Raw genomic sequence first — 409 nt, 5'->3', positions numbered from 1 at the left:
GATCCAAATACTTTTCTAAATTAAGTTTATCACTGTTTAAATTTTTCAATAATATATTTAAAGAATCTAATCTATTTTTCTCCATATTAAAACTGCTTAAAAGCTCATATTCTACTTTTAAGATCTGCACATTTATTCCTTCTAACTTCTCATGAGTGTCTAAAATATCTTGGTATTTACTATCACTAAAACTATTTAACTCTAAATTAATCTCTTTAATCGCATCTTTTTTCAAAGATTTTTCAGCTTCTAATCTTTCTAATTTTAGAATTTCATCTTTTAACTCTTTTATCTCTCTATTTAGCTTAAAAGATTCGAGCTTATGTTTATGGTCTTCACTTAATTTCTCTTCAGGTTTTTTTAATAAGGCTCCATTAATGTGAATAGGATTTCTGTCTAAAGATTCAGC

At 25.4% G+C, this 409-nt stretch carries 1 protein-coding gene; it reads right to left on the bottom strand.

Annotated elements, in window-relative coordinates; all coding sequences use genetic code 11:
- On the bottom strand, positions 1-409 hold a 409-nt coding region (locus HMPREF0202_RS15235; protein ID WP_023052025.1), incomplete at both ends, for a hypothetical protein.

The sequence above is a fragment of the Cetobacterium somerae ATCC BAA-474 genome (genome assembly GCF_000479045.1).
GTDB lineage: Bacteria > Fusobacteriota > Fusobacteriia > Fusobacteriales > Fusobacteriaceae > Cetobacterium_A > Cetobacterium_A somerae.
The sequence above is the reverse complement of the archived record's forward strand: the minus strand, read 5'-3'. Positions and strand labels throughout refer to the sequence as shown.